Raw genomic sequence first — 1,689 nt, 5'->3', positions numbered from 1 at the left:
TAAGGGAACGGATTGACGGGGCAGCCACGTCCCGATGTCCGGGAGGCTCGCGCCAGCCCGCGTGCCCGTACCGCCGCCGGCCGGGGAGGTCCTGGCAAGCAGGCGCACCGGGGTCCCGGAGGCGGTCACGAGCCGCGCACCGCGCGGTCCGCACAGCGCGACCGGCAGGCCGGCGTCCACGAGCAGGGTGACCGTCCCTCGGGGCACTACGAGACGAGCGAGCTCCCCGGGCGTCAGCAAGGTCTGTTCTAACCGGACATACGGATCGACATAGGCCGGCAGGAGGTAGCGGCCGGAGGCATCCAGGGCGCGGCGGGCACCCAGCGTCCCGGGGCGTGTCACCGCGGCTATGAACCGACCGGCGATGAGCAGGTCACGACGCCGCAGCTCACCGGTTTGGACGACGACCATCACGCCGCCGCGGACGACCAGATCCGCCTCCTGCGTTCCGTTCGCGACCCGCCGCAGCTGCTCGAGCTCCGCCGCGGTCGGCGCCAGGTGGGACGCGCCAACGGCATCGAACCCGGTACGGCGGACCGGACGCGCGGCGCGGGCCGTCCCACCGGCCGGCGCCGCCGGCGCAGCTTCGGGCGAGCAGAGCGCCGGGGCGGACGCGAGCCGCATCCGTTCACGGTCACGCTCGGCGGTCATATAGCCTCCGAAAACCCAGGTCTGGCGAGCACGGTGTAGGGCGCAATGCAACGCAACGCCCCCGCCCGATTCGGCTCAGCGACGTCGCCCGGATTCCGGCACGCACCAACCTCACGGCCTCGGGCCGGGCCGCACACGGCAGAGCAACACCCGGTATGGCGTCGAGCAGCGGTGCGGAACGACGGAACAACGGAACGACGGAACGACGGAACAGCGGATGAGGGGCGTGGCGTCATCACTCTGCCGCCATGCGAGCCGGTTGTGCTCACGAACCCGCGGCTTGTAACGTTTCCGTAACCGAGTCGTCCCGGGCCGACACAAGCGGGACCCCTGGCCGGGCGGACCGACCACGCTGCGTCCCTGCTGCCGGGCGCTCTATGCTTCCACGTGTGTTGCTGAGCCCGCATGAGCAGGAACGGCTGCTGATCCACGTCGCGGCCGGCCTCGCCCGGGAGCGACGAGCCCGCGGCCTGCGGCTCAACTACCCCGAGGCGACCGCCGTCATCACGTCCTTCCTCCTGGAGGGCGCGCGTGACGGGCGTACTGTCGTCGATCTGATGACGGCCGGTCGCAGCGTACTGACCCGCGAGGATGTCATGGACGGCGTCCCCGAGATGCTTGCCGATGTCCAGGTCGAGGCGACCTTCCCGGACGGCACCAAACTGGTGACCGTGCACCAGCCGATCCCGTGAACGGCGTCAGGCCGGGCGAAATCCGCCACGGCGACGGCCTGGTGGAGATCAACCCGGGGCGCCCCATCCTGACCCTGCGGGTTCGCAACCTCGGCGACCGTCCAGTCCAGGTTGGGTCGCACTACCATTTCGCCGCGGCCAATCCGGCGCTGGACTTCGATCGGGACGCCGCCTGGGGGCACCGGCTCGCCGTACCCGCCGGCACCGCCGTCCGCTTCGAGCCCGGGGTGGACCGCGAGGTGGACCTGGTGCCGCTCGCCGGCCGACGGATCGTACCGGGCCTGCGGGCCGAATCGGCCGGCCCGCTGGACGCGGCCGGGTCGAACACGGCCGAGCCGGACGGGAC

General features: G+C 71.9%; 2 protein-coding genes and 1 pseudogene. 2 read left to right on the top strand and 1 reads right to left on the bottom strand.

Annotation, left to right across the window (positions count from 1 at the left end; all coding sequences use genetic code 11):
• Positions 1 to 651: pseudogene (locus U9980_RS05795) on the bottom strand (hypothetical protein); the annotation flags it as partial.
• Positions 652 to 1,040: 389 nt separating this feature from the next.
• Between U9980_RS05795 and U9980_RS05790 the strand changes: the two are divergent.
• Together U9980_RS05790 and U9980_RS05785 are read left to right on the top strand one after the other, a co-directional pair.
• Positions 1,041 to 1,343 carry an urease subunit gamma gene (locus U9980_RS05790; protein ID WP_322751029.1) on the top strand — a complete coding sequence of 101 codons (303 nt, stop codon included), beginning with the start codon at positions 1,041 to 1,043 and terminating at the stop codon, positions 1,341 to 1,343.
• The coding region (locus tag U9980_RS05785) for an urease subunit beta (RefSeq protein ID WP_322766994.1) at positions 1,340 to 1,689 on the top strand (350 nt) is incomplete at its 3' end. The genes U9980_RS05790 and U9980_RS05785, both read left to right, overlap by 4 nt.

Origin of the sequence: Protofrankia sp. Cr1, from assembly GCF_963555865.1 — a bacterium.
In the GTDB taxonomy this organism is placed as follows: domain Bacteria; phylum Actinomycetota; class Actinomycetes; order Frankiales; family Frankiaceae; genus Protofrankia.
The sequence above is the reverse complement of the archived record's forward strand: the minus strand, read 5'-3'. Positions and strand labels throughout refer to the sequence as shown.